This is a genomic window from Streptomyces sp. NRRL F-2580 (genome assembly GCF_000720115.1).
Taxonomy (GTDB): domain Bacteria; phylum Actinomycetota; class Actinomycetes; order Streptomycetales; family Streptomycetaceae; genus Streptomyces.
Genome location: NZ_JOIR01000005.1, coordinates 282,001 through 302,907, shown reverse-complemented (window position 1 = coordinate 302,907; position 20,907 = coordinate 282,001). Strand labels below are relative to the sequence as shown.

The following is a 20,907-nucleotide window of genomic DNA, read 5'->3' as shown; positions in this document are numbered from 1 at the left end:
AGTGAACGGGTCAGCGCAGACGCTGACTGATGACCTTGGAGACCCCGTCTCCCTGCATCGAGACGCCGTACAGGGCGTCCGCGACCTCCATCGTCCGCTTCTGGTGCGTGATCACGATCAGCTGCGAGCTCTCCTGGAGCTCCTCCATGATCCGGATCAGCCGCTGCAGGTTGGTGTCGTCGAGCGCGGCCTCGACCTCGTCCATCACGTAGAACGGGCTGGGGCGCGCCTTGAAGATGGACACCAGCAGGGCCACGGCCGTGAGCGAGCGCTCGCCGCCGGAGAGCAGCGACAGCCGCTTGACCTTCTTGCCCGGCGGGCGGGCCTCGACGTCGACGCCGGTGGCCAGCATGTTGTCGGGGTCGGTCAGGATCAGCCGGCCCTCGCCGCCGGGGAACAGCCGCGAGAACACCCCCTCGAACTCCCGGGCCGTGTCCCGGTAGGCCTCGGTGAACACCTGCTCGACGCGCTCGTCGACCTCCTTCACCACTTGAAGGAGATCGGCTCGCGTCTTGCGGAGGTCCTCCAGCTGCTCGCTGAGGAACTGGTGGCGCTCTTCCAGCGCGGCGAACTCCTCCAGCGCGAGCGGATTGACCTTGCCGAGCTGCTGGTAGGCACGTTCGGCCGCCTTGAGCCGCTTCTCCTGCTGGGCGCGGACGAACGGGCCGGGCCGGTTGCGCGGGTGCTCGGGGTCCTCGGGCAGCTCCTCGCCCTCGGCGGGCGGGGACGGCGGCACCGGCTGGTCGGGGCCGTACTCGGCGACGAGCCCGGCGGACTCCATGCCGAACTCGTCCAACGCCCTGGCCTCCACCGCCTCGATGCGCAGCCGCTGCTCGGCGCCGAGCACCTCGCCGCGGTGGACGGAGTCGGTGAGCTTGTCGAGCTCCCCCTTCAGTTCCCGTCCGCGGTTGCGCGCCTCGCCGAGCTCCCGCTCGCGCAGGCCCTTCGCCCGTTCGGCCGCGACGCGCTCCTCGTCGGCCCGCAGCAGCGAGACCTCCACGTGCGCGAGGAGCTGCCGGGAGCCGTCGGCCACCGCCCGGGCCACTTGCGCCTCGTGCCGCAGCCGCGCCCGGCGTCTCTCGGCGCGGGCCCGGGCCTCACGTTCCGCCCGGGCCGCGCGGTCGAGGGAGTCGGCCCGTCCGGCCAGCCCCTTGACCCGCTCCTCATGGGTCCGCAGCTGCAGCCGGGCCTCCATCTCGGTCTGCCGCGCGTTGGCCCCGTCGGCCGCGAGCCGGTCCCGGCGGGAGCTGTCCGGCTCCTCCTCCACCGGCAGTTCCTCGGCCGTCGCGAGCCTTTCCGCGCACTCCTCCACATCGGCCAGCGCCCGCTCCAGCGCGTCCTGGGCCCTGGCCGCCGCGGCGGCGCTGCGCTCGGCCTCGCCGGCGGCCCCCTTCGCCTGCCCGGCGAGCCGCCCGAGCTGCTGCGCGACCCCGGCGCGGGCCTGCTCCGCGGCGCGGCGGCGCTCGGCGAGCTCCTCGACCAGGGCGGCCGCGTCCCGGCGGCGGGACTGGGCGGCCGTCTGGGCCCCGGCCAGTTCCGCGCAGCGCTCGTCCAGCGCGGTCAGCTCCGCCGCGGCCTCGTCGACGGCGGCCTGGACCTCGATCAGGCTGGGCGCCCCGGCGGAGCCGCCGTGCGCGAGGTGCGCCCCGAGCACGTCTCCGTCGAGGGTCACGGCCACCGCGTCGGGTCGCGCCGCGACGAGGGCCTCGGCGGCGTCGAGCGTGCCGACGACGACGTGGTCGCGCAGTACCCAGGCGGCCGCCCGCCGCGCCTCGTCGTCCCCGTCGACCAGCCGCGCCGCGGGAATCCCCTCACCCGGGGCCCCACCCCCGGGGCTCCGCCCCAGCCCCGGCACTGGATCATGCCCGATGGCCTCGGCCTCCCCGTCGACCAGCCGCACCGCGGAAAAGACCTCGCCCGCGGCTCCGTCGCCGGGGCTGCGCCCCGCACCCCGCGCCTCAAACGCCGGCGAGGCTGCGTTCTTCAGCCCGTCCGGCGTTTGAGGACCGGGTCCGGGCAGAGCCCGGTCCCGGGAAGGGGCCGGGTGGGGGAAAACTCCCCCGGCCGAAGCCTGCCCCAGCCGGGCGGGATCCGCCGGGCCGGGCTCAGGAGCGTGGGCCGGCCCCGGCAGCTGCGCGCCCGCCGAGCCGTCCGGATCCTGACCCCGTAGGGCCGGCCCCGCCGGAGCCGGCTCGGCGCCGAGGGCCTGGCCCGGCACGGTCGCGGGGGGCGGCCCGGCCGGGAGGGGAGGGGTGATCAGGAGGGTGGCGCGGCCCGCGTCCGTGTCGCGGAGGTGGCGGATCGCCTCGGCCGCCGCACCCGGGGAGGACACCGCCAGCGCGTCCGCCGCCGAGCCCAGCGCAGCGGCCACGGCGGCTTCGTAGCCCGGCGTCACCGTCAGCCGCTCCGCCGCCGGCCCGAGCAGCCCGGCCAGCTTCTCCCGCGCCGCGAGCAGCGCCCCCGTACCGTCCTTGCGGCGCAGCCCCATCGCCAGCGCGTCCCGCCGCGCCGACACCGCCGCCCGCGAGCGTTCCGCCCCCGACAGCGCGTCGCGCGCGGCGGACAGGCTCGCCTCAGCCTCCGCCAGCTCCGCCCGCGCGGCCTCGTGGTCCGCGTCCGCCGACGGCTCGTCGAGCCCGCCGACCTCCTCCGCCAGTGCCTCGTACTCCGCCTGCGCGGCGGCGGCCCGGGACTGTGCCCCGTCCCGCGCCGCGACGAGGCGGTCGATCTCCGCCTGCGCCGCCCCCGCGCGGGAGCGGGCCGCGCCGAGCCGCCCCGTCAGCCGGGCCAGTCCCTCGCGCCGGTCGGCGATGGCCCGCGCGGCGTCCCGCAGCCGCCGCTCCTCCTCGGCCAGCGCCCGCTCCAGCTCGGCCCGGTGCTCGGCCGTGTCCTCCAGCGCCCGCGAGGCCGCCTCCAGAGCCGCCGCCAGTTCCGCCTCCTGCTCGCGGATCCGCGCGGCCTCCCGCTCCAGGTCCTCCGGGTCGCGGCCCCTGCGCTCGTCCTCCACCGGGGCCGTCGCGCTCTTCACCCGCGCGTCCGCCAAGGACGCGGTGCCCCGGACCCGTTCGGCGAGCTGTGACAGCTCGTACCAGGTCTGCTGGGCCCGCTGCAGCCGCGGCGCGAGCTCCCGTACCGCCTCCTCCAGCTCGGCCTCGCGCCGCAGCGCGAGCGCCAGCTGGGCCTCGGCGGCCTCCTTGCGCTCCTTGAGCGCCGCCTCGTCCGCGATCTCCGCGTCCAGCGCCCGCCGCAGCATGACCAGGTCGTCGGCGAGCAGCCGCAGCCGCGCGTCGCGCAGGTCCGCCTGAATCACGGCGGCCCGCCGGGCGACCGCGGCCTGCCGTCCCAGGGGTTTGAGCTGCCGGCGCAGCTCGTCGTTGAGGTCCTGCACGCGCGCGAGGTTGGCCTGCATCGCGTCGAGCTTCCGCAGCGCCTTCTCCTTGCGCTTGCGGTGCTTCAGTACGCCCGCCGCCTCCTCGATGAAGGCGCGGCGGCCCATGGGGTCGGCGTGCAGGACGGAGTCCAGCTGGCCCTGGCCGACGATGACGTGCATCTCGCGGCCGATGCCGGAGTCGGAGAGCAGCTCCTGGATGTCCAGCAGACGGCAGGTGTCACCGTTGATCTGGTACTCGCTGCTGCCGCCGCGGAACATGATCCGGGTGATGGTGACTTCGGCGTAGTCGATGGGCAGCGCGCCGTCGGAGTTGTCGATCGTCAGGGACACCTCGGCGCGCCCGAGCGGCGGCCGGCCGGTGGTCCCGGCGAAGATGACGTCCTCCATCTTCCCGCCGCGCAGGGACTTGGCCCCCTGCTCCCCCATGACCCAGGACAGCGCGTCCACCACATTGGACTTGCCCGAGCCGTTCGGACCCACGACGCAGGTGATGCCGGGTTCGAAGCGCAGGGTGGTGGCGGAGGCGAAGGACTTGAAGCCACGCAGGGTCAGGGACTTGAGGTGCACGCCGCCGGACTCTACCTGTCACGTTCGGTTTCACCCATGAAGGTGCAGGGCACCACTGACGCTAAAGGCATCACGCCCCCCACCTGGCCCCCTGGTCCCGGTGCGGAGGGCACGGCGGGAGGGGCTGGGCGCAGGGGGCGAGGGAGCGGTCAAAGAAAGAAGGGACGCCGAAGCGTCCCTTGCAGATCTGACGGGGCTGGAGTCGAGCGACGAGTGAGCGCGGATCAGGTGAGCGCAGGCTCCGCCTGGGGTACGTCGATGTCGATGCGGTCCAGCAGCGAGTCTCCGTCGTGCTGAGCGGCGGCCGCGTTCAGCGCGTCATTTTCAGACTGAATCCGTACGAGCTCGGACTCGAGGTCCTGGACGCGCTGCTGAAGCCGTCGCATCTCGGCGAGGAGTCGCGGATCGGAACCGCCGACGTAACCGAGAAGCGCCTTTGCCATGATGGATGGTCCTCCACACTGAGTGACCGACCGAAGCGGTGTGGGTCGTGAGGGAATCGCACCCGCGGATGTCCGGCAGCGACTGACAGTCACTGCGCTTACTACTGCCAACACTGCCAAACAGCTCAGGGTGCGCGGGGCTTCCAGCGTCTCACCAAAAAGTTTGACGGTCAACACGATCACACCCCGTATCGGTGGGTGTTCCGGCCCCGGCAGGGCGCGCGGAGATCATCCTCATCTCCGAGCCTTCCACGGTTCGCTCCCGTCGGCAACGCGTCGGCGACGAATGCGCAGTTCCGACCGTGTACGGACGCTCAGACATGTGATGAGTGCATGATCAGTCGATCGGTCACCGCATCCCGAATCCGTCGTAGCCACCGCGCGGTGTGCCCCAGATCTCTGTCACTCCGTCCACCCTGCCGGGCGTGTCGGCGGAGCGCAGCCAGTCGAGCAGCCGGTGGCAATTCTCACGTTGACCTTCGGCGACCACCTGTACTCGCCCGTCGTCGAGGTTGAGCGCGAAGCCGACGACGCCGCCGATCTCCAAGGCGTTCTCCCTGGTGAACCAGCGGAAGCCCACTCCCTGCACACGGCCGCGCACCCAGGCGGTCAGACGGACATCTTCGTTCATGCGTGAACGCTAACCGGGCGATCACTTTCCGGACACATCGCCCCCCTGGCCCCATGGCGTACAGTCGCGCAGCAACGAACTCACCCATTTGGGTGAGTAAGGGACGATCTTGATCCGGCAAGGAAGGCACGACAGCGATGGGACGCCACCGACTCAACGCCGCGCCGCGCAGCGGCGGCAAGCGCGGCACCGTCCTGCGCACCAGCCTGCTGGGCGTCTCGGTGGCCGTGGTCCTCGGCACGGCGGCCGTCACCACGGGCGTGGTGCCGGTCGGCGCCTCGTTCCCCTATGTGGGCGTCAGCGGTACGGGTGCCGACGCCACCCCGGCAGCCAAGGCCAAGGCCTCGCCCACTCCGGACTCCGCGGCCGAGCAGCAGGGCGGCCTCGCCAGCCTGTCCGGCCGTGCCGGCACGGGCACCGCCTCCGGTTCCCCCTCCAAGAGCCCGTCGGCCTCGCCTTCCCCGTCGGCCTCGCCGTCCCCCTCGGCCTCGGCCTCCCCCTCCGCCCCGGCCTCACCCTCGGCCTCGCCGAGCGCCGCCGCGTCCGCCGCGCCGAGCACCCTGCCTTCGGCCAAGCCCGCTCCCGCCACCAAGGCCCCGCAGAAGAAGCCGGTTCCGGCGCCTTCGAAGCCGGTTCCGGCACCTTCGAAGCCGGCCCCGGAGCCCTCGAAGCCGACTGCCCCCGCGACCCCGCCGGACCTGGACGGTCACTCCGCCGAGGAGGCCGCCGTGGTCACCCTGGTGAACCAGGAGCGAGCGATGGCCGGGTGCGGTCCGGTCCGGGCCAATCCGCCGCTCGCGACGCTGGCCGGAGCCTTCAGCAAGGACATGGCCACCCGGGGCTTCTTCAGTCACGACGACCCCGACGGCAACAGCCCGTGGGACCGCGCCGCCAAGGCCGGCATCTCCGGCCTCGGAGGCGAGAACATCGCCCGTGGCCAGGGTGACGCCGAGGCCGTGATGAAGGCCTGGATGAACAGCCCGGGCCACAAGGCCAACATCCTCAACTGCGAGTTCCGCACCCTGGGAGTCGGCGCCCACTTCGCCGACGGCGGCCCCTGGTGGACCCAGGACTTCGGCTTCTAGCGGGAGACACCCCCCACGGCCACCGGCGCGAGCGCCGCGGCCACTCGGGCTCAGACGCCGACGGCGGCCAGGGCCGCGCGGCCCGCGATCACGATGCGGGTCTGCTCGGCGACGCGGCGGCCCAGGTGCTCGGCGGTCGCGATGTCGGCCTTGTGAACGGCGTCCGCGCCCTCGTCGGAGTTGCTCTGGGCGGCGGCGCCGGCGAAGACACCGAGGCGGTTGAGGTCGTTCTCCGAGGCCGTGCTGCTGTTCCAGCCCGGCTTCAGGCCCAGGTTGACCCAGCTCATGCCGTGCTGGGCGGCGAGGATCTGGAAGAACTGCAGGGTGTGCAGCTTGTCGCCGCTCTTGGACGCGGAGTTCGTGAAGCCGGCGGCGACCTTGTCCTGCCAGGCGTCACCGAACCAGCGCTTCGAGGTGGCCTCCGCGAAGACGTGGAAGGCGCCGGAGGCGGTGCCCATGTAGGTCGGGGAGCCGAAGACGATCGCGTCGGACGCGTCGAGCAGCTCCCACTGCGCGTCGTCGATCTCGTCGACCTTGATCAGGTGGACGGTGGCGCCCGCGTCGGCGGCGCCACTGCGCACCGCCTCGGCGATCACTGCGGTGTGGCCGTAGCCGGAGTGGTAGGCGATCGAGACGACGGGGGTGTGCGCGATACCGGACAAGGTGCTCTCCCTCAGGAAACTCCCGCCGCCGCACTGAGCGCGGTGCGGTGGGAGCAGGACTGTGACGACACCCAGAGAAGCACTAACTTTCGGAAAGCGCAACCCTCCGGTTAGCGCTGTAGAGGAGTACGCTCTTCCTATGGAGACCCCTGTCCGAACCGAAGCCGCCGAGACCGAGCAACCGTTCGACGTCTTCGCGCGTGCCTGCCCGTCCCGCGAGACCCTGGAACACGTCACCGGCCGCTGGGGCAGCCTCACCGTGGGCGCCCTGCGCGAAGGCCCCTGCCGCTTCAACGAACTGCGCCGCCGGGTGGAGGGCGTCAGCGAGAAGATGCTCTCCCAGACCCTCCACGCGCTGGAGCGCGACGGCATAGTCAACCGCGAGGCCCAGCCCACGAACCCGCCGCGCGTCGACTACGAGCTGACCCCGCTCGGCATGGAGGTCGCGGAGCGGCTGCTCTCGCTCATCCACTGCCTGGAGGGCAACATGCCCGCGGTGCTCACCGCCCGCGAGGCCTACGACACCACGCGCGGCGGCCTCTGACAGCGCGGGCAGAAGTAGCTCGACCGGTTCATCCACGGGCGGCGCCGCATCGGGGTGCCGCATCGCCGGCACGGCTCGTCCTCGCGCCCGTAGGCGTCGAGCGAGCGGTCGAAGTAGCCCGACTCGCCGTTGACGTTGACGTACAGGCTGTCGAAGCTGGTGCCGCCGACCGCGAGGGCGGCGTTCATGACGTCCCGGACGTGGCCGAGGAGTTCGGCGCTCCGGGGGCGCGTGAGATTGGCGGTGGGGCGCTCGTAGTGCAGCCTGGCGCGCCACAGCGCCTCGTCGGCGTAGATGTTGCCGACCCCGCTGATCAGGGACTGGTCCAGCAGCGCCCGCTTGACGGTGGTCCGCTTGGCGCGCAGCGCGAGGTGGTACGCCCCCTCGTCGAAGAGCGGGTCGAGCGGGTCCCGGGCGATGTGCGCGATGACGTCCGGCAGCCCGTCGGCCGTGTTGTCGTGCAGGGAGAGCCCGCCGAAGGTCCGCTGGTCCACGAAGCGCAGCTCCGTCCCGGCGGCGCCCGCGGCGGAGCCGCTGTCGGAATCAGTGAACCGCACGCGGATCCGCAGGTGCTTCTCGTCGGGGGCGTCCTGCGGCTGCACCAGCAGCTGCCCGCTCATCCCGAGGTGCCCGAGCACGGACAGGTCCCGCCCCTCCAGCGGCAGCCACAGGTACTTCCCGCGCCGCTGCGGCACTCCGACGGTCTCCCCGCGCAGCCGCTCCGCGAAGTCGGCCCCGCCGCCCGGGTGGCGGCGTACGGCCCGCGGGTGCAGGACCTCGACCGCCTCGATCGTCCGCCCGGCCACCCAGCGCTCCAGCCCCCGCCGCACGACTTCGACTTCGGGCAGCTCGGGCACGGTGCACCTCCGGGGACGCGGATCTGGACGCTCCCGGCGAGCGTACCGGCCCCCTGTAAACGGAATCGCCCGCCCCTGCGAGGCAGGGGCGGGCGGGCACTTCCGGAAGGAAGGGTCAGGCGTCCGGCGCCGGATCGGCGGGCGTCGGCACCCCGCCGTCCTCGGCCACGGCCGGAGCCGGGACCTCGGCCGGAGCGGCGGCGGCCACGGCGGCCGCCGCGATCCGCTCGTCCGCCGCGGTGCGGATGCCGCGCCAGGCGGACTCCGCGGCTTGCTGTTCCGCTTCCTTCTTGCTGCGGCCGGTGCCGGTGCCGTACGAGACACCACCGACGCGAGCGGCAGCAGTGAAGGTCTTCTCGTGGTCCGGACCGGTCTCGGTGACCAGATATTCCGGTACGCCAAGACCTTCGGCCGCCGTGAGCTCCTGGAGACTGGTCTTCCAGTCCAGGCCGGCCCCGAGGTTCGAGGACTTCTCGATGAGCGGGTCGAAGAGCCGGTGAACCAGCTCCGAGGCCGCGTCGAGGCCCTGGTCGAGGTAGACCGCGCCGATCACCGCTTCAAGGGTGTCGGCGAGGATGGAGGCCTTGTCCCGGCCGCCCGTGCCCTCTTCGCCCCGGCCGAGCCGGATGAAGGAGCCGAGTTCGAGGCCGCGCCCGACCTCCGCCAGTGCGCGCGAGTTGACCACCGCGGCCCGAAGCTTGGCCAGCTGGCCTTCGGGAAGATCGGGGTGGGTCGTGTACAGCGTGTCCGTGACCACCAGGCCCAGCACGGAGTCCCCGAGGAACTCCAGGCGTTCGTTGGTGGGCAGACCGCCGTTCTCGTACGCGTACGAGCGGTGGGTCAGTGCACGCACCAGAAGGGCGGACTCGAGTTGATACCCGAGCCGCCCTTCCAGAAGCGTGTGGGACGAGGCCGCGTTGTTACTGTCTGCCTGCTTCTCAGCGTTGGACAGCTCAGACATTGCGCCTCTCACCAGCCGCTCAGACCTCGAGGACCTGGCGCTTGTTGTAGGTGCCGCAGCTCGGGCACGCAATGTGCTGGAGCTTCGGCTCCTGGCAACGCTCGCACGAAACCAGGGTGGGGACCGCAGCCTTCCACTGCGACCGGCGGTGGCGCGTGTTGCTGCGCGACATCTTCCGCTTCGGAACAGCCACGGCTACTTCTCCTGCTTCTCGGCGGCGCCCTGAACTCCGTCAGAGGCAGTGCCGCTCATGTTGTCCTTCTCGTCGTCCTGATCGGTCACGACGAGTCCTTGCAGTGCCGCCCAACGGATGTCGACGGCGTCATGGTGGTGGTCCGGGTCGTCGTTCAGGCTGAGCCCGCAATCGGGGCACAGTCCGAGACAGTCCTCCCGGCACACCGGCTGCAGCGGCAGTGCGAGCACCACCACGTCGCGCAGCACGGGTTCGAGGTCGAACAAACCGTCCTCGAGGAAGAGCGTGTCCTCGTCGTCCTCGGCGTCGTCGGCCGGTTCCGCCTTGGAGCGGCTCCGGTCGTCGGCGTCAGGGTACGAGAACATCTCCTGGAAGTCCGCCTTGAGCTCGCGCTCGACGGACTCCAGACACCTTACGCACTCCCCCACGGCCGATGCACGGGCGGTGCCTGTGACAAGCACCCCTTCCATGACCGACTCCAGGCGGAGCTTGAGCTTCAGCGGGCTGCCTTCCGGCACCCAGATGACGCCGGCGAGACCGAGGTCCGCCGGTGCCGCGATCTCACGGGACAGCCGCTGCATGGCACCAGGACGCCGGCCCAGCTCGTGCGTGTCGAACACGAGGGGGTTGCGGTGGTCGAGGTGGGTATTCAGGGCCGTTCCTGCTTTCACAGATCGCTGAAGGTCAAAGAATGCTGCATGTATGCCACACGTAAGGGCAGCACGGATCGCGGTGCATACGCGCGACCGAAGAGCCAGGATACCCGGAGCGGCGCCCAGCGCCCAATCCGGTGCTAGCGCCCCTGTTCGTACTGGCGCAGCTGGTCCAGGTTGATCATGCTCGTGTCGAACAGGCTGGTCTCGTCGAGCGAGGGCTGTTGCGCCTGCGGCTGCTGCGCATCGTAGTGCGCGGCGTAAGCCGCTCCGGTGGAGCCGGCGCCCGCACCGGAGTAAGGGTCCGGCTGCTGCTGGTAGGCCGCGTAGGGGTCGGGCTGCTGCTGGTAGCCGCCGTACGGATCCTGGTAGGAGTACGCGTCCTGCTGCTGGGCGGCGGGCTGCTGGTAGGAGTACGAGTCGTACGCGGGCTCGGCCTGGGCCGGGATCGGCGCCTGCACGTGCGGCTGCTCCGGCTCCGCCAGGCCCGCCAGGAAGTCCGAGTCGCTCGCGGAGCGCGAGGACTGGCCCCCCGCCGCGTCCTGGGCGGCCATGTGCACGCCCAGGTCGTCCGACGGGACCCGGCCCAGCAGCTTCTGGCGGCCGCGGCCCACGGCCTCCAGGGTCTTGGACAGCACCGCCTCGAAGGTCGCCAGCTTGGTGTCCACGTACGCGTCCGCCTGCTGCCGCTGCGTCTCGGGATCGTGGCTGCGCTCGGGCGCCTCCGCGTCCGGGTAGCCGTGCTCGTCCAGGCCCGGGCCGCGGCCCAGCAGCTTCTCCCGGCCGCGGTCCACCGAACCGATGGTCTTGGTCAGCACGACCTCGAAGTTGGCCAGCTTGCTGTCGACGTAGTCGTCGGCCTCGGCCCGGATCTCCTCGGCCTCCCGGCGGGCCTCGTCGAGGATCCGGTCCGCCTCGGCCTGGGAGCGCCGCGCGATCTCGGTGTCGGAGATCAGCGAGCCGCGCTGGTTGTGGGCGGCGTCGATGATCCGCTCCGCCTCCCGGCGGGCCTCCTCGACCATCTGCTCCCGCCCGCCGATGAGCTCCTGAGCCTGCGCGAGCGAGCCGGGGAGCGCCTGGCGCACCTCTTCGAGCTGGGCGAGCAGCTCGGCGCGGTTGATCACGCAGGAGGCCGACATGGGCATGGACCGGGCGCCGCCGACGGCCGCGACGATCTCGTCGAGCTTCTTCTGCACGTCCATGGGGGCTCGCACTCTCTCGGCCTCGGGCGGTTCCTGAGACGGACGGGACGACTGTAAGGCCAGCGGGCGGGCGCCCGACACTGACTGACGGCCCGTCAGGCGGTCAGCGGTTGCGCAGCCGCTCCAGGAGGGCCGTGTGCACGTGCGCCGGCAGCAGGTGGGCGACGTCGCCGCCCCAGGCCGCGACCTCCTTGACCAGCGAGGAGGACAGGAAGCTGTAGGTGGGGATGGTCGGGACGAACAGCGTCTCGACGCCCGACAGGCCCATGTTCATCTGCGCCATCTGGAGCTCGTAGTCGAAGTCGCTGACCGCGCGCAGGCCCTTGACGATGGCCGGGATGTCGCGCTGCTTGCAGAAGTCGACGAGGAGGCCGTGGAAGGACTCGACCTGGATGTTGCCGTAGTCGGCGGTCGCCTCGCGGATCAGCTCGATCCGCTCCTCGACGGTGAACAGGCTCTGCTTCGACTTGTTGATCATCACGGCAACGTGCACGACGTCGTAGAGCCTGGAGGCGCGTCCGATGATGTCGAGGTGTCCGTTGTGGATGGGATCGAAGGACCCCGGACAGACGGCGCGGCGCAACTGAACTCCCTCGTTCATGAGTCTTCGCTGGTGAAGGCGGCGCGGCCGTACCACAGGGTGCCCTCGCCGTACTTGCGCGACCGGAGCGGCTCGAAGCCCTCGGGCCACGGGAAGGCACCGCTCCTGGTGCTGCGCTCCACGGTGACGAGCGCATCGCCGGTGATCCAGCCATTGGACCGGAGTGTGAGGAGGATCTCCCGCAGGTCGGAGCTGTCCACGGCGTACGGCGGGTCCAGGAAGACGATGTCGTACGGGTCCCCGGCGGCCTTGGCCGCCACGATCTGCTCGGCCTTGCCCGCGCGGAACTCCGCGCCGGGCAGGCCCAGCGTCCTGATGTTGTCCCGGATCGCCTTGGCTGCCTTGGCATCGGACTCGACGAGCAGGGTGTGGGCCGCGCCGCGGGAGAGCGATTCCAGGCCGACGGCGCCGGAGCCGCCGTACAGGTCGAGCACTCGCGCCCCCTCCACGCCGTGCAGCGACTCCCAGGTGGAGAAGAGGCCTTCGCGCATCCGGTCCGAGGTCGGGCGGGTGCCGGTGCCGGGGGGCACGGCCAGCCGTCGCCCGCCGGCGCTGCCGGCGATCACGCGGGTCATCTGGGGTCCTTCGGTACGGCGGTAGGGGGCGCCGCGGGGCTGCCGCGGCACTCCAACGATAGGTCGTGCCGCTCAGCCCTTCTCCAGGTACTGCTCGCGCTCGGTGTCGAGCAGGGCGTCCAGCGCGGTCCGCAGGCCCGGCAGCCGCTCCAGCGCGAGGTCTTCGGCGACGACGCGGGTGGCCTCCTCGCGGGCCTGCGCGATGACCTCCTCGTCCTCGATGACGGCGAGCATGCGCAGCGAGGAGCGCACGCCCGACTGGGCCTGGCCCAGCACGTCGCCCTCCCGGCGCTGCTCCAGGTCGATGCGGGAGAGCTCGAAGCCGTCGAGGGTGGCGGCGACGGCGGCCAGCCGGGCCCGGGCGGGGCTGGCCTCGTGCATCTCGCTGACCAGCAGGCACAGTCCGGGCGCCGAGCCGCGGCCGACGCGGCCGCGCAGCTGGTGGAGCTGGGAGACGCCGAACCGGTCCGCGTCCATGATCACCATGACGGTGGAGTTCGGGACGTTCACACCGACCTCGATGACGGTGGTGGCGACGAGCACCTTGACCTCGCCCGCGGCGAAGCGCCGCATGACGTCGTCCTTGTCAGCCGGGTCCATCCGGCCGTGCAGCACCTCCACGGACAGCCCGGCGAGCGGGCCGCGGGCGAGCTGCTCGGCGATCTCCAGCACGGCCAGCGGGGGCCGCTTGTCCCCGTCCTCCTCGGCTGCCTTCTTCTTCTTGGGCTCGTCCTCTCCGTCGCCGATGCGCGGGCACACCACGTACGCCTGATGGCCCTTCTCCACCTCCTCGCGGACACGTTCCCAGGCCCGGGCGAGGAAGTGCGGCTTGTCCTTGGCGGGCACCACGTGGGTGGCGATCGGCGAGCGCCCGGCGGGCAGCTGGTCGAGGACGGAGGTCTCCAGGTCGCCGAAGACGGTCATGGCGACCGTGCGCGGGATCGGGGTCGCGGTCATCACCAGCAGGTGCGGGGGCTGCTTCCCCTTGGACCTGAGGGCGTCGCGCTGCTCGACGCCGAAGCGGTGCTGTTCGTCCACGACCACCAGCCCGAGGTCGTGGAACTGCACCTTGTCCTCGATCAGCGCGTGCGTGCCGATCACGATCCCGGCCTCGCCGGTGACCAGGTCCAGCAGGGCCTGCCGGCGCGCGGGCATCCCCATCGACCCGGTGAGGAGCACCACCTTGGTGCCCTGGTCGGAGCCGCCGAGCATGCCCCCCTCGGCGAGCTCGCCCATCATCTCGACGATGGACCGGTGGTGCTGCTGCGCGAGCACCTCGGTGGGCGCGAGCATCGCCGCCTGCCCCCCGCAATCCACGACGGCGAGCATGGCCCGCAGGGCCACCATCGTCTTGCCACTGCCGACTTCGCCCTGGAGGAGGCGGTGCATGGGGTGGCTGGTGGCCAGGTCGTCGAAGATCTCCTTCGAGACGGTGCGCTGGCCGTCGGTGAGGGTGAAGGGGAGCTTCGCGTCGAAGGAGTCGAGGAGGCCGCCGGGTGCGGGGCGGCGGGGGACGGCCGGGAGCTGGGCGTCGGCGTGGCGGCGGCGGGCGAGGGCGACCTGGAGGACGAAGGCCTCGTCCCACTTCAGGCGCTGGCGGGCGTCCTCGATGTCGGCCTTGGTGGCGGGCCGGTGGATCTTCAGCAGGGCCTCGGTGAGCGGGACCAGCCCGCGGCCCTCGCGCAGGGCGGGCGGCAGCGGGTCAACGGCCTCCCGGGCGCTGGGCAGCACCGCGTCCACGCATTTGGCGATCTTCCAGGACTCCAGCTTCGCGCAGGCCGGGTAGATCGGGATGAGCTGGCTCGCGAAGGCGGTGGCGGCGTCCCGGTCGGAGGCGTCCGCGCCGAGCGGCTCGTACGCGGGGTGGGCGAGCTGGAGCTTGTGGTTGAACTTGGAGACCTTGCCGGCGAACATCGCGCGGCTGCCGGGCAGCAGGTCCTTGTGCGGCTTGTGGACGCCGGCGCCGAAGAAGACCAGCTGGAGGCGGCCGCTGCCGTCGGTGATGGTCACCTCCAGGCGCTTGCCGCGGCCCCCGTTGAAGGTCAGGATCCGGGCGTCGGCGACCTGCGCGACGACGGTCACGTGCTCGTCGATCTGGTCGGCGAGCTCGGCCAGCGAGGTCAGCTCACCGCGCTCGGCGTACCGCCGCGGGTAGTGGTGGAGCAGGTCCAGGGCCGTGTGCAGGCCGAGCTGCTCGGCCAGCACCTTGGCGGTGGCGGGTCCGAGCGTCTTCTTGAGGTCTTCGTCGAGCGCGGGCACGTGTTCCATTGCACACCATGGCGCTGACAAGCCCGCTATTCCACCCCGATGAGGAGCGGCGCCGAATACCGGCCGCCCCGGTAGGTCACGGTGTCCACGGCCAGGTGGCCGTGCTGGACGTACGCCTCCAGGCGCTCGGCGAGCGCGTCCGCCACCTCGGCTCCGAGGACCAGGGTGACGAGTTCGCCGCCGGAGCCGAGCATGCGTTCCAGGACCGCCTCGGCGGTCTCGGCCAGGTCCGAGCCGATCACGGCGACGTCCCCGTCGATGAGGCCGAGCACGTCGCCGGCCTGGCAGATGCCGGCGGAGGTGAAGGACTGCCGTTCGGCGACGGCCAGTTCCCCGTACCGGGTGGCGCCGGCCGCCGCCGTCATGGCGACCACGTCCTCGTCGAAGCTGGCGTCCGGGTCGTGCACGGCGAGGGCGGCCAGCCCCTGGACCGCGGAGCGGGTGGGGATCACGGCCACCCGCACCCCTTCGGCGCGGGCCTGTTCCGCCGCGGCGGCCGCGGCGGCGCGCAGCTCGGCGCCGCCCGGCAGCAGGACCACCTCGCGGGCGTGGGCGCGGCGGATGGCGTCGAGCAGTTCGGGTACGGCGGGGACCTCTCCGGAGCGCACGAGCACGGCGGTGGCTCCCGCCTCCCCGCACAGCCCGGCCAGTCCCTCGCCGGGGACCACGGCGACCACGGCCCGCTGGGCGCGCTCGCCGCGCCCCCGGCGCCGCTCGTCCCCGAAGTGTGTGATCCGTATCCGGTACGGCCGCCCTGCGACGACTCCGGCCTCCACGGCCGCGCCGGGGTCGTCGACGTGCACGTGGACGTTCCACAGCCCGTCGCCGCCGACCACGACCAGGGAGTCGCCGAGCCCGTCGAGGCGTTCGCGCAGTTCGCCGATCGCCGCCTCGGAGGCCTCCAGCAGGTAGATCACCTCGTACGCGGGCCCCTCGTCGTCCTGGGCGCACGGGTCCGCGGGCTGCGGCACGGGCACGGCCCGGCCGCGTACGGGTTCGGCGGCCGGTTCCTGCCCGGACAGCGCCTGCCACAGCGCCCCGAGTACGGCGACCAGCCCGCAGCCCCCGGCGTCGACCACCCCGGCCCGGCCGAGCGCGGCGAGCTGTCCGGGGGTCTCGGCCAGGGCGGCGCGGGCACCGTCGTAGGCGGCGCGGGCCACGTCGGCCGCGGTCCCGGCGGCGGCTCCGGCGGTCTCGCCGGCCCGCGCGGCGGCGCGGGCGACGGTGAGCATGGTGCCCTCCACCGGGTGCGAGACGGCGGCGTACGCCTCCTCGGCGGCCCGGGTCAGGGCCTGCGCCAGCAGCGCACCGGAGCCGCGCGGCCCGGAGCCGGTCTCCGCGGCCCCGGTCTCCGCGGCCTTGGCCGCGCCGGGCTCGTCGCCGAGTACGTCGGCCACTCCGCGCAGCAGCTGGGCCAGGATCGTCCCGGAGTTCCCCCGGGCCCCGACGAGCGCGCCGTGCGCCCAGGCGCGTACGGCGTGGGCCAGGGAGGCGGGCGCTGTGCCCTCGGTCACCTTCGTGAAGGCGTCGTCCAGCGCGCGGTCGGCGGATTCGGCGGTGAGGTAGAGGTTGGTCCCGGTGTCCGCGTCGGCGACCGGGTAGACGTTGATCGCGTCGATGTCCTCGCGGGCCCGGCCCAGTGCGGCCAGGGCCAGCGAGCTCCAGGTGCGCACCGCTTCGGCGTCGAGCTCGTCAGGGGCCTGCGGCTGCGGCTGGTGCGGCACCGGGCGTTCCTCCTCGTGCGGGCCAGGGTTCACCGCAGGGTAGCCAAGGTCTGCCCGGACGTCCGGACCTCGGGGCGGGGGCAGCGGCGGTCATGGTAGTTTTCTTGGACGGACGCAGTCGTTGTATGCTGCTCCGGTTGCCCGATGAGAGTCGGGCCATCATTCCCCGGCAAACCACTTCAGATCTCTGATTCCGGTGCGCCGGTTTCACTGTAATTGCATCTGAAGTCTTGGAGTGACCTGTGGCTGCCAACTGCGACGTTTGCGCCAAGGGGCCGAGCTTCGGCAACAACATCTCCCACTCGCACCGCCGCACCTCGCGTCGCTGGAACCCGAACATCCAGCGCGTCCGTGCCGTGGTCAATGGGACGCCGAAGCGCCTCAACGCCTGCACCTCGTGCATCAAGGCCGGCAAGGTCTCGCGCTGACGCCTCCCGTCGTAGCGCAGCCCTTTCCGGTTGCCAAAAAGGCCGGTTCACCTCTGGTGAACCGGCCTTTTGCCTTGCCCGGCGGGGCTCAGCGCCACCGCCAGGCGTGATCCACCGGGCCGATGCCCCCGCCGAGCGCGAAGCCGGCGGCGAGGGCGCCCGTGACGTACTCCTTGGCGGCCGTGACCGCCTCCGGGACGGCCAGGCCCTTGGCCAGGCCCGCCGCGATCGCGCTGGCGAGGGTGCAGCCCGTGCCGTGGGTGTGCCGGTTGTCGTGGCGGGGGGCGCGCAGCCACCGCTCCTCGGTGCCGTCGGTGAGCAGGTCCACCGCCTCGCCGCCGTGCGCCGCGAGGTGTCCGCCCTTGATCAGCGCCCACCGCGGCCCGAAGCCGAGGATCGCGTCGGCGGCCCGCCGCATGTCCTCCTCGGTCTCCACCCGCACGCCCGTGAGCTGCGCCACCTCGTCCAGGTTGGGCGTGGCCACGGTGGCCCGCGGCAGCAGGTCCTTGCGTACGGCGTCCAGCGCCGAGACGGCGAGCAGCGCGTCCCCGTGTTTGGAGACGCCCACGGGGTCCACGACGGCCGGGGCGGGGGTGTCGGCGAGCAGTGCCGCCACCGTCTCCACCAGCAGGGCCGAGGACAGCATCCCGGTCTTCACGGCCTGGACGCCGATGTCGTCCACGACGGCCCGGTACTGGGCCGTGACGGCCTCGGCGGGCAGCTCCCAGGCTCCCCGTACCCCGAGCGAGTTCTGTGCCGTCACGGCCGTCACGACGCTCATGCCGTGCACGCCGAGGGCGAGCATCGTCTTGACGTCGGCCTGGACGCCCGCGCCGCCGCCGGAGTCGGATCCGGCGACGGTCAGGCACAGCGGCGGGGCCGTGCTCACGGCGCGCCGTCCTGGGCGGCCGGGTCGGCCCCGAAGTGGTCCCAGCCGCCGGTGCTGGTCCAGGGCGCGCCGTCCACGGTCACCTGGGGCAGCGCGGAGCGGTTCAGCACCTCGCCGATGACCTTCCAGCGGGCGGGGAGCTTCACGTCGGGCGGGAAGGTCGCCACGATCGCGTGGTCCTCTCCCCCGGTGAGCACCCACTGCAGCGGGTCCACGCCGACGGCCTGCCCGATGTCGTGCATCTGGGTCGGGATGTCGACGGCCCCCGAGTGCAGGTCGATCCGTACCTTGCTGGCCTCGGCGATGTGCCCGAGGTCGGCGATCAGGCCGTCGCTGACGTCGGTCATGGCGGTGGCGCCGAGCCCGGCGGCGGCGGGGCCCGCGTGGTAGGGCGGTTCGGGGCGCCGGTGCGCCTCCACGAACGCCCGCGGGGAGCGGAAGCCGCGCGAGAGCACGGCGAAGCCTGCGGCGGACCAGCCCAGCCAGCCGGTGACGGCGACGACGTCGCCGGGCTGGGCGCCGGAGCGCAGCACGGGCTCGTGGTTGCGCAGGTCGCCGAGGGCGGTGATGGCGACGGTGATGACGTCGCCGCGGACCACGTCCCCGCCGACCACGGCCGCGCCGGCGACCTGGCACTCGTCGCGGATGCCGTCCATCAGCTCGGTGGGCCAGGTGACCGGGAGTTCGGCGGGGACGACGAGGCCGAGCAGTAGCGCGGTCGGCACCGCGCCCATGGCGGCGATGTCGGCGAGGTTCTGCGCGGCGGCCTTGCGGCCGACGTCGTAGGCCGTGGACCAGTCGCGCCGGAAGTGCCGGCCTTCGAGGAGGATGTCGGTGCTCGCCACGACCCTCCGGTCGGGGGCCGACACCACCGCGGCGTCGTCGCCCGGCCCGAGCCGGACCGCCGGGGTGGTGGTGAGCCGTGAGGTGAGCTCCCTGATCAGCCCGAACTCCCCCAGCTCGCCCACAGTGCCCTTCATCGCTGTGCCCCTTCTTGGCCAGTCCGCTTGCGGTCGCGAGCCGTCACAGCTCTGGGTACCGTCAACAGATACGTCAACTTCTGCTCTCCGTGCGCCCCGCTGTGCGTGGCGCCGGGCCCGCAGGTCTCCCCGCGGCGCACGGCGACGCGGTACCGTGGCGTCCCTTCTTCCCCCGGCCCTGTCGAGCGTGTGGGGCCCACCCGAAGGTTAGGGGAAATGATCCTCGTGGCCGCCCTGGAGGTTCCGTGGTACAGGCGTACATCCTTATCCAGACCGAGGTGGGCAAGGCGTCGTTCGTCGCCGAGTCCATCGGCCAGATCCCGGGGGTGATCCAGGCCGAGGACGTGACCGGCCCGTACGACGTGATCGTGCGCGCCCAGGCCGACACCGTGGACGAGCTCGGCCGCATGGTCGTGGCCAAGGTCCAGCAGGTGGAGGGGATCACCCGCACCTTGACCTGCCCGGTGGTCCATCTGTAGCCCCCGTCTACTCTTGGCCGGTGATGACCACTCACCGCCGGCCCCTCCGTGTCCTGGCCCTGCCCGCCGCGCTGGCCCTGCTGGGCCTCGCGGCGTGCTCACCGGGCGATTCCGAGGCCCGGGTGGATCCGCCGCCCACGCCCCCCGCCGCCATCGGGGAGCTCTGTGCGGCACTGCACGAGGAGCTTCCGGAGACGGTGGCCGGTCTGGAGCGGACCCGGACCGATCCGGAGTCCGCTCTGACGGCCGCGTGGGGCGGCTCGGCGATCGTACTGCGGTGCGGTGTCCCCAAGCCCCCCGAGATGCTGGATGAGAAGCAGGAGGGCGTCCACGTCAACGATGTCGCCTGGCTGCTGGACAAGCAGTCCGACGGGGGGTTCCGTTTCGTCTCCGGGATGCGGAAGGCGTATACGGAGGTCCTGGTCGACAAGGAGCATGCCACGGACGCGGGGATGCTGGTCGGGCTGTCCGCGGCGATCTCCAAGACGGTGCCCTTGGGATTCTCCTCGTACTGATCCTCGCCGGCTGCGGCCGGAAGGCCGCTCCGACTCACAGCGACCGCCCGCCGGGCATCCCGGCGGGCGGTCGTCGTGTCTTCGCGTGCCTGCCTAGCGCAGCCCGGTGGAGCGGGTCAGGGCGGCCTGGATCAGGCGGTCTACCAGCTCCGGGTAGGCGACGCCCGTCTTCTGCCACATCAGCGGGTACATGGAGATCGGCGTGAAGCCCGGCATCGTGTTGATCTCGTTGATGACGAAGGTGCCGTCCTCGGTGAGGAAGAAGTCGGCGCGCACGAGGCCCTCGCAGGACGCGGCCTCGAAGGCCTCGATCGCGAGCCGCTGCACCTCGGCGGTCTGCTCCGGGGTGAGCGGGGCGGGCACGATCCCGGAGGCGGAGTCGATGTACTTCGCCTCGAAGTCGTAGAAGTCGTGGCTGGAGACCGGCGGGATCTCGGCGGGCACGCTGGCGCGCGGACCGTCCTCGAACTCCAGGACCCCGCACTCGATCTCGCGGCCGCGCAGCAGCGCCTCCACAATGATCTTCGGATCGTGGCGCCGGGCCTCCTTGACGGCGGCGTCCAGGCCGGATTCGTCGTCGACCTTGGTGATGCCGATGGAGGAGCCGGCCCGGGCGGGCTTGATGAACAGGGGCCAGCCGTGCTCGGCGGCGAAGTCCAGGATCTTCGCCTTGGCGGCGTCCCGGTCGGCTTCCCACTCGCGCGGGCGGATGGTCACGTACGGGCCGACGCGCAGCCCGAAGGAGGTGAACACCCGCTTCATGTAGTCCTTGTCCTGGCCGACGGCCGAGGCGAGGACGCCCGAGCCGACGTACGGGATGCCGGACAGCTCCAGGAGGCCCTGGAGGGTGCCGTCCTCGCCGTACGGGCCGTGCAGGACGGGGAAGACGACGTCGACCTCGCCGAGGGCCTTCGGGACGGCGCCCGGCTCGGTGTAGACGACCTGGCGGCTCGCGGGGTCGACCGAGAGGACGACGGCGCCGTCCTCGGAGTCGGCGAGCTCCTCGACGCTCGGGAGCCGGCGGTCGGCGATGGCCATCCGCTCGGGCTCGTCGGCGGTCAGCGCCCATCGGCCGTCCGTCGTGATGCCGATGGGCAGCACCTCGTACTTGGACCGGTCGATGGAGCGCAGCACGGCGCCCGCCGTGACGACCGAGATGGCGTGTTCCGAGCTGCGGCCGCCGAACACGACGGCCACGCGGGGCTTGCGGCCCTGCTGCTCAGGGGTCTGGGGGAGGTTCTCGCTGCTCATATCGCCAC

The 20,907-nt window shown here is 72.4% G+C and carries 21 protein-coding genes; 5 read left to right on the top strand and 16 right to left on the bottom strand.

The window, feature by feature from the left end:
* Positions 1-10: 10 nt before the first annotated feature.
* The 3 genes from IF88_RS0107455 to IF88_RS0107445 all read right to left on the bottom strand — a co-directional run bounded on the left by IF88_RS0107455 (position 11) and on the right by IF88_RS0107445 (position 5,032).
* On the bottom strand, positions 11-3,958 hold the full coding sequence (locus tag IF88_RS0107455; protein WP_030708502.1) for an AAA family ATPase: 3,948 nt from the start codon (positions 3,956-3,958) through the stop codon (positions 11-13).
* Positions 3,959-4,182: 224 nt separating this feature from the next.
* Positions 4,183-4,401 (bottom strand): hypothetical protein, encoded by a 219-nt coding sequence (locus IF88_RS0107450; protein WP_030708500.1) that lies wholly within the window; start codon positions 4,399-4,401, stop codon positions 4,183-4,185.
* A 349-nt stretch (positions 4,402-4,750) separates the two neighbouring features.
* On the bottom strand, positions 4,751-5,032 hold the full coding sequence (locus IF88_RS0107445; RefSeq protein ID WP_030708499.1) for an acylphosphatase: 282 nt from the start codon (positions 5,030-5,032) through the stop codon (positions 4,751-4,753).
* A 137-nt stretch (positions 5,033-5,169) separates the two neighbouring features.
* Here IF88_RS0107445 and IF88_RS0107440 point away from each other — a divergent pair, with 137 nt between their 5' ends.
* Positions 5,170-6,117: a CAP domain-containing protein gene (locus tag IF88_RS0107440; protein ID WP_078892752.1), complete on the top strand. Its 948-nt coding sequence runs from the start codon at positions 5,170-5,172 to the stop codon at positions 6,115-6,117.
* A 50-nt stretch (positions 6,118-6,167) separates the two neighbouring features.
* Here the strand turns inward: IF88_RS0107440 and IF88_RS0107435 are convergent, their stop codons facing one another.
* Positions 6,168-6,779, bottom strand: a complete 612-nt coding sequence (locus tag IF88_RS0107435; protein ID WP_030708495.1) for a flavodoxin family protein — start codon at positions 6,777-6,779, stop codon at positions 6,168-6,170.
* Positions 6,780-6,918: 139 nt separating this feature from the next.
* Here IF88_RS0107435 and IF88_RS0107430 point away from each other — a divergent pair, with 139 nt between their 5' ends.
* On the top strand, positions 6,919-7,323 hold the full coding sequence (locus IF88_RS0107430; RefSeq protein WP_030708493.1) for a winged helix-turn-helix transcriptional regulator: 405 nt from the start codon (positions 6,919-6,921) through the stop codon (positions 7,321-7,323).
* Here the strand turns inward: IF88_RS0107430 and mutM are convergent.
* The 9 genes from mutM to IF88_RS0107385 all read right to left on the bottom strand — a co-directional run bounded on the left by mutM (position 7,296) and on the right by IF88_RS0107385 (position 16,357).
* Entirely contained in the window at positions 7,296-8,180 is an 885-nt protein-coding gene (gene mutM / locus IF88_RS0107425; RefSeq protein WP_030708491.1) for a bifunctional DNA-formamidopyrimidine glycosylase/DNA-(apurinic or apyrimidinic site) lyase, read from the bottom strand. The two genes, IF88_RS0107430 and mutM, sit on opposite strands and share 28 nt — an antisense overlap.
* A 115-nt stretch (positions 8,181-8,295) precedes the next feature.
* Positions 8,296-9,141, bottom strand: coding sequence for a ribonuclease III (gene rnc, locus IF88_RS0107420; RefSeq protein WP_030708490.1), 846 nt, complete (start codon positions 9,139-9,141; stop codon positions 8,296-8,298).
* Positions 9,142-9,160: 19 nt separating this feature from the next.
* Positions 9,161-9,334 (bottom strand): 50S ribosomal protein L32, encoded by a 174-nt coding sequence (gene rpmF, locus IF88_RS0107415; protein WP_003965982.1) that lies wholly within the window; start codon positions 9,332-9,334, stop codon positions 9,161-9,163.
* 2 nt (positions 9,335-9,336) lie between these two features.
* Entirely contained in the window at positions 9,337-10,005 is a 669-nt protein-coding gene (locus tag IF88_RS0107410) for a YceD family protein (RefSeq protein WP_037805544.1), read from the bottom strand.
* Between the two features lie 122 nt (positions 10,006-10,127).
* Positions 10,128-11,189, bottom strand: coding sequence for a DivIVA domain-containing protein (locus IF88_RS0107405; RefSeq protein WP_030708486.1), 1,062 nt, complete (start codon positions 11,187-11,189; stop codon positions 10,128-10,130).
* 103 nt (positions 11,190-11,292) lie between these two features.
* A complete protein-coding gene (gene coaD, locus IF88_RS0107400; RefSeq protein ID WP_030708484.1) occupies positions 11,293-11,772 on the bottom strand; it encodes a pantetheine-phosphate adenylyltransferase in 480 nt (159 codons plus the stop codon).
* A 14-nt stretch (positions 11,773-11,786) separates the two neighbouring features.
* Positions 11,787-12,365 carry a 16S rRNA (guanine(966)-N(2))-methyltransferase RsmD gene (rsmD, locus tag IF88_RS0107395; RefSeq protein ID WP_030708482.1) on the bottom strand — a complete coding sequence of 193 codons (579 nt, stop codon included), beginning with the start codon at positions 12,363-12,365 and terminating at the stop codon, positions 11,787-11,789.
* A gap of 72 nt (positions 12,366-12,437) precedes the next feature.
* Complete coding sequence (gene recG / locus IF88_RS0107390; protein ID WP_030708480.1) at positions 12,438-14,633, bottom strand: ATP-dependent DNA helicase RecG; 2,196 nt, start codon at positions 14,631-14,633, stop codon at positions 12,438-12,440.
* 26 nt (positions 14,634-14,659) lie between these two features.
* Entirely contained in the window at positions 14,660-16,357 is a 1,698-nt protein-coding gene (locus tag IF88_RS0107385) for a DAK2 domain-containing protein (protein ID WP_030708474.1), read from the bottom strand.
* Between the two features lie 242 nt (positions 16,358-16,599).
* Between IF88_RS0107385 and rpmB the strand changes: the two genes are divergently transcribed.
* Positions 16,600-16,785 (top strand): 50S ribosomal protein L28, encoded by a 186-nt coding sequence (gene rpmB / locus IF88_RS0107380; protein ID WP_007266795.1) that lies wholly within the window; start codon positions 16,600-16,602, stop codon positions 16,783-16,785.
* A gap of 88 nt (positions 16,786-16,873) precedes the next feature.
* Here the strand turns inward: rpmB and thiD are convergent, their stop codons facing one another.
* Positions 16,874-17,674 carry a bifunctional hydroxymethylpyrimidine kinase/phosphomethylpyrimidine kinase gene (gene thiD / locus IF88_RS0107375; protein ID WP_030708472.1) on the bottom strand — a complete coding sequence of 267 codons (801 nt, stop codon included), beginning with the start codon at positions 17,672-17,674 and terminating at the stop codon, positions 16,874-16,876.
* The gene (locus IF88_RS0107370) at positions 17,671-18,654 is read right to left on the bottom strand and encodes a thiamine-phosphate kinase (protein WP_030708470.1); all 984 of its coding nucleotides are present in this window, start codon (positions 18,652-18,654) and stop codon (positions 17,671-17,673) included. Before IF88_RS0107370 ends, thiD begins: the two co-directional genes overlap by 4 nt.
* A gap of 245 nt (positions 18,655-18,899) precedes the next feature.
* On the opposite strand from IF88_RS0107370, the gene IF88_RS0107365 reads away from it, so the two are divergent.
* Both IF88_RS0107365 and IF88_RS0107360 read left to right on the top strand, forming a co-directional pair.
* Positions 18,900-19,133 carry an Lrp/AsnC family transcriptional regulator gene (locus IF88_RS0107365; protein ID WP_030028650.1) on the top strand — a complete coding sequence of 78 codons (234 nt, stop codon included), beginning with the start codon at positions 18,900-18,902 and terminating at the stop codon, positions 19,131-19,133.
* Positions 19,134-19,156: 23 nt separating this feature from the next.
* The gene (locus IF88_RS0107360; RefSeq protein WP_030708467.1) at positions 19,157-19,648 is read left to right on the top strand and encodes a DUF3515 domain-containing protein; all 492 of its coding nucleotides are present in this window, start codon (positions 19,157-19,159) and stop codon (positions 19,646-19,648) included.
* 93 nt (positions 19,649-19,741) lie between these two features.
* Here IF88_RS0107360 and IF88_RS0107355 read toward each other — a convergent pair whose 3' ends face one another.
* Positions 19,742-20,899: a D-alanine--D-alanine ligase family protein gene (locus IF88_RS0107355; protein WP_030708465.1), complete on the bottom strand. Its 1,158-nt coding sequence runs from the start codon at positions 20,897-20,899 to the stop codon at positions 19,742-19,744.
* Between the last annotated feature and the right edge of the window lie 8 nt (positions 20,900-20,907).